Raw genomic sequence first — 3,594 nt, 5'->3', positions numbered from 1 at the left:
AGGGAGCATTTCTCTTTAATTTCAATCACTTACGCACAGCCCAAGGTCGAATATCCGCGCTGGCACACTCCTCGCAATATGTCTGTCGAGCGCAACGAAATGCTCGACCAACCCAACCACCCCATACCCAAGGAGATACACCATGACCGCTCTGCACATCAAAGACCTCGCCGTTGCCACCGAACTCGACCGCGCCGAAATGGCTTCCGTTGCCGGCGGCTGCTACTACAAGCAGCCTTCCTGCTGGACCCCGGCTTACTACTGCCCGCCCGTCTACGGCGCGCCCCAATCGAACTACCAGCCGAGCTCGTTCTCGTTTGACGCCACCCAGCAGATCGGTCAGTCGCAGAACGTGCAGAACAACAACGGCAACAACGTTGCGTTCGCCAGCGGCATCACCTCGACGGTGAACCCGACCCAGTCCGCCAACAACAACATCAACTTCTGATTTCGCAGCACCGACTCGATTACCTGACCACCCAAGGAGACCTGACATGACTACCCTGCACATCAAAGACCTCGCCAACGCCACCGAACTCGACAGCGCCGACATGGCTTCCATCACCGGCGGCACCTGCTACTACCCGCAGCCCTCCTGCTGGACGCCGACTTACTGCCCGCCGTCCTACGGCTCGCCCGAAAAGAGCTATCCGAGCTCGTTCTCGTTCGACGCCACACAGCAGATCGGCCAGTCGCAGAACGTGGAAAACAACAACGGCAACAACGCGGCCTTTGTTTGCGGCATCACCTCGACGGTGAACCCGACCCAGAGCGCCAACAACAGCATCAATTTCTGATCCGGCCTACGCCTGATTCAAGGAGATCACCATGTTCACGTTGAAGATCAAGGACCTGTCCACCACCGTCGAACTCGACCACTCGGCCATGGCAACCGTACGCGGCGGCTACAACAAGGAATACGCGGGCTCGATGTCCCTGTACTCGCCAGGCGCAGGAATGCCGCAAACCACCTCGCCGGCAGCCAATACGTACACGGTCGATGCCAGCCAGCTGATTGGCCAGGCGCAGAACGTGACGAACAACAACGGCAACTGCGTGGCCTTCGCCAACTGCATCAGTTCCACCGTGAACCCGACGCAGACAGGCCACAACAACATCAGCTTCTGATCTCGAAACCCGGCGGCGGGGGCGCAGCCTCCGCCGGCATCACCAAGGAGAAATACCCATGTCGAACCTCACCATACAAGACCTGCCTCGCGCCGATGACCTCGACGACAAGGCCATGTCGAAAGTCCGCGGCGGCAATTCCTGGCTCCAGGGCCTTGGCCCGGTCGCCAACGTCAACATTGATGTCAACCAGAACATTTCGCAGTTGCAGAATATCGAAGTGAATGCCCTGAACAATATCGGCGTGCTCGGTGCAGGCTTCGGGCCGCTGAAACTGGATGTCAGCCCATCGCAATGGGCAGCCGCCAATGCCGCGTTGTGATCGCTTTCCTTGTCGACAACAAAGGCCTGCCGGGAATACCGGACAGGCCTTTGTCGTTTGGCATGGCCGATTAACCATATAAGTTGAAGGGAAATCGCTGCTTAACAATGTGTAAGCAATTGTTAGCCTGTCCACCGATTCCGGGGTTCGTGCGTTATGTGCCTTGTATCAACCACTCGCGCCAGGAAACCTTATGGACATTCAGCCTAAATTCGAAGCCGACATGACCGTCCGCTCGTTCGCTTACACCGCCAAACAACTGGCACGCACGCAGACTTCCCTGGCGCCGTCCGCCCAGTACGAACGCATCCTCGCCGAGGCAGAAAAGCACCGCAGCGCGCTGCGCCTGGTGCAGCGAGACGTCTTCGAAATGCTGGAACAGGGCCTGCGCATGCATACCGTCACGAAGGCGGAATCCGATCGCATCCGCCAGAACGCTTCCCAGACAGTGACGCAGGCACAACTGGCAATTTCCCGAATTGCAGCCCAGTACGCGCCGCACAAGCTGGCCGCCTGACAGGCCGATTCAGGATTTCAGGAATAAAAAAACCGCCCGGAATCGGGCGGTTCGCATTTCAAGACGTTCCGGATTTACTGGATTACGCCGCATACCACGCGGGCGCCGCCTCCGCCCAGGGCCGCCGGATGATCGGAATGGTTGTCCCCGCCAGCGTGGACCATCAGGGCATGTCCACGCACGTCGGCCAGCTTGAGCCGCGGCGCGAGGACCGGGTTGGCCGCATTGCCGCTCATGTCCGCAAACAGCGGCGGCAGGTCGCCAAGGTGACCGTCACCCCAGGGCAGGCCGTGCCGCTTCGTTCCCGCCGGATCGAAATGCCCGCCCGCCGCCAGGCCCGCGACCATTTTCCCGTTCTGCTCCTTCGCGTCGCAGCTCGGGTTTTCATGCACATGGAAGCCGTGCACGCCCTGCTGCAATCCCGTCAGCGTCGGCGTGAACTCCAGTCCGTACGGCGTTTCGCGGATCACCACCTTGCCGGCGGAAGCGCCGGCGCCGCTTTCGCTGAGCACCTTCATCTCCACAGTCAGGCTATCCGTGTTTGCCATCGCTGCTGTGCACAGCGACAGGGTCATGATCGATGCGAGTGACTTGATTCGTGCTTGCATGAGAGTTTGTCCTTATTCGGTTGACGACATTTTCGTAGCAATTCCCGGGCCTTGTCCCTTTTCATCGCAAGACTTTAGCAGCCGGCCTTTATGTGCCGTTGATGAAGCTCAGGGCCGGGACAATCGGACTCCATCATCCGTCTTGACAGTCCCTATTACCTGTCTCCTTGCATCCGACACTGCTGCCGGCCCTGTTGGAATTACGCCGTCACACAAGCATCGCCAGCTTGCAGAAAAGATATCACGACAAAGCGGCTTAATCCTCAAAATTCCTCTATTTTTCAGACACTTGCCTCTACGGCGCGGCATCTCCCGGCGCGCTGGCACACTCCTCGCAATAGGACTGTCGAGCGCAACGAAATGCTCTTCCAACCCAAACCACTTCAAGGAGATTCATCATGATCCTCACCATCAAAGACCTCGCCGTCGCCACCGAACTGGACCGCTCCGCCATGGCATCTGTCCGCGGCGGCTTCTACAAGGAAAAGCTCCCCGTCCCGTCCTGGATGCCCGGCTACGGCTACGGCGCCACCGACACCAAGATCAACGCATCGCAAATGATCGGCCAGTGCCAGGATGTGGTGAACAACAACGGCAACAACGTCGCCTTCGCCAACTGCATCGACTCAACCGTCAACCCGACCCAGACCGCGCACAACAACATCAACTTCTAAGCAGACGACCACACGGTGGAGGACGCCTGTACCTCCACCGACCCTCCAACAACGACCGCCCCAAGGAGAACCGCCATGCCCACCCTCATGATCCGCGATCTGCCCCTCGCCACCGAACTCGACCGTCACGCCATGGCCTCCGTCCGCGGCGGCAATTCCTGGCTGAAAGACCTCGGCCCGATTGCCAACGTCAACATCGGCGTCAACCAGAACATCGCGCAGCTGCAGAATGTGCAGGTGAATGCACTGAATAACATCGGCGTGATCGGCGCCGGCTTTGTGCCGCCAGAACTGAACGTGAGCCCGTCGCAGTGGGGCTATGCCGGCGTCGCATTCTGACGCAGC

The 3,594-nt window shown here is 59.3% G+C and carries 8 protein-coding genes; 7 read left to right on the top strand and 1 reads right to left on the bottom strand.

The window, feature by feature from the left end:
- Positions 1-142 precede the first annotated feature (142 nt).
- The 5 genes from AYR66_RS20850 to AYR66_RS20830 all read left to right on the top strand — a co-directional run bounded on the left by AYR66_RS20850 (position 143) and on the right by AYR66_RS20830 (position 1,967).
- Positions 143-448 carry a hypothetical protein gene (locus tag AYR66_RS20850; RefSeq protein WP_088709101.1) on the top strand — a complete coding sequence of 102 codons (306 nt, stop codon included), beginning with the start codon at positions 143-145 and terminating at the stop codon, positions 446-448.
- 46 nt (positions 449-494) lie between these two features.
- A complete protein-coding gene (locus AYR66_RS20845; RefSeq protein ID WP_088709100.1) occupies positions 495-797 on the top strand; it encodes a hypothetical protein in 303 nt (100 codons plus the stop codon).
- Between the two features lie 31 nt (positions 798-828).
- Positions 829-1,128 (top strand): hypothetical protein, encoded by a 300-nt coding sequence (locus AYR66_RS20840; RefSeq protein ID WP_088709099.1) that lies wholly within the window; start codon positions 829-831, stop codon positions 1,126-1,128.
- 58 nt (positions 1,129-1,186) lie between these two features.
- Positions 1,187-1,450: a hypothetical protein gene (locus AYR66_RS20835; RefSeq protein WP_088709098.1), complete on the top strand. Its 264-nt coding sequence runs from the start codon at positions 1,187-1,189 to the stop codon at positions 1,448-1,450.
- Positions 1,451-1,643: 193 nt separating this feature from the next.
- Positions 1,644-1,967, top strand: a complete 324-nt coding sequence (locus tag AYR66_RS20830; RefSeq protein ID WP_088709097.1) for a hypothetical protein — start codon at positions 1,644-1,646, stop codon at positions 1,965-1,967.
- A 74-nt stretch (positions 1,968-2,041) separates the two neighbouring features.
- Here AYR66_RS20830 and sodC read toward each other — a convergent pair whose 3' ends face one another.
- Positions 2,042-2,575: a superoxide dismutase family protein gene (gene sodC / locus AYR66_RS20825; RefSeq protein WP_088709096.1), complete on the bottom strand. Its 534-nt coding sequence runs from the start codon at positions 2,573-2,575 to the stop codon at positions 2,042-2,044.
- A 398-nt stretch (positions 2,576-2,973) separates the two neighbouring features.
- Here sodC and AYR66_RS20820 point away from each other — a divergent pair, with 398 nt between their 5' ends.
- Positions 2,974-3,249, top strand: a complete 276-nt coding sequence (locus AYR66_RS20820; protein WP_088709095.1) for a hypothetical protein — start codon at positions 2,974-2,976, stop codon at positions 3,247-3,249.
- A 75-nt stretch (positions 3,250-3,324) separates the two neighbouring features.
- Complete coding sequence (locus AYR66_RS20815; protein ID WP_088709094.1) at positions 3,325-3,588, top strand: hypothetical protein; 264 nt, start codon at positions 3,325-3,327, stop codon at positions 3,586-3,588.
- Positions 3,589-3,594: the final 6 nt, after the last annotated feature.

Origin of the sequence: Noviherbaspirillum denitrificans (assembly GCF_002211445.1) — a bacterium.
In the GTDB taxonomy this organism is placed as follows: Bacteria; Pseudomonadota; Gammaproteobacteria; order Burkholderiales; family Burkholderiaceae_D; genus Noviherbaspirillum; species Noviherbaspirillum denitrificans.
This window is presented reverse-complemented; position numbering and strand designations above follow the sequence as displayed.

Bases quoted from the DNA above. Each gene is read 5' to 3' on its own strand.
- AYR66_RS20850 (WP_088709101.1), top strand. From the start codon at position 143: ATGACCGCTCTGCACATCAAAGACCTCGCCGTTGCCACCGAACTCGAC.
- AYR66_RS20845 (WP_088709100.1), top strand. From the start codon at position 495: ATGACTACCCTGCACATCAAAGACCTCGCCAACGCCACCGAACTCGAC.
- AYR66_RS20840 (WP_088709099.1), top strand. From the start codon at position 829: ATGTTCACGTTGAAGATCAAGGACCTGTCCACCACCGTCGAACTCGAC.
- AYR66_RS20835 (WP_088709098.1), top strand. From the start codon at position 1,187: ATGTCGAACCTCACCATACAAGACCTGCCTCGCGCCGATGACCTCGAC.
- AYR66_RS20830 (WP_088709097.1), top strand. From the start codon at position 1,644: ATGGACATTCAGCCTAAATTCGAAGCCGACATGACCGTCCGCTCGTTC.
- sodC (WP_088709096.1), bottom strand. From the start codon at position 2,575: ATGCAAGCACGAATCAAGTCACTCGCATCGATCATGACCCTGTCGCTG.
- AYR66_RS20820 (WP_088709095.1), top strand. From the start codon at position 2,974: ATGATCCTCACCATCAAAGACCTCGCCGTCGCCACCGAACTGGACCGC.
- AYR66_RS20815 (WP_088709094.1), top strand. From the start codon at position 3,325: ATGCCCACCCTCATGATCCGCGATCTGCCCCTCGCCACCGAACTCGAC.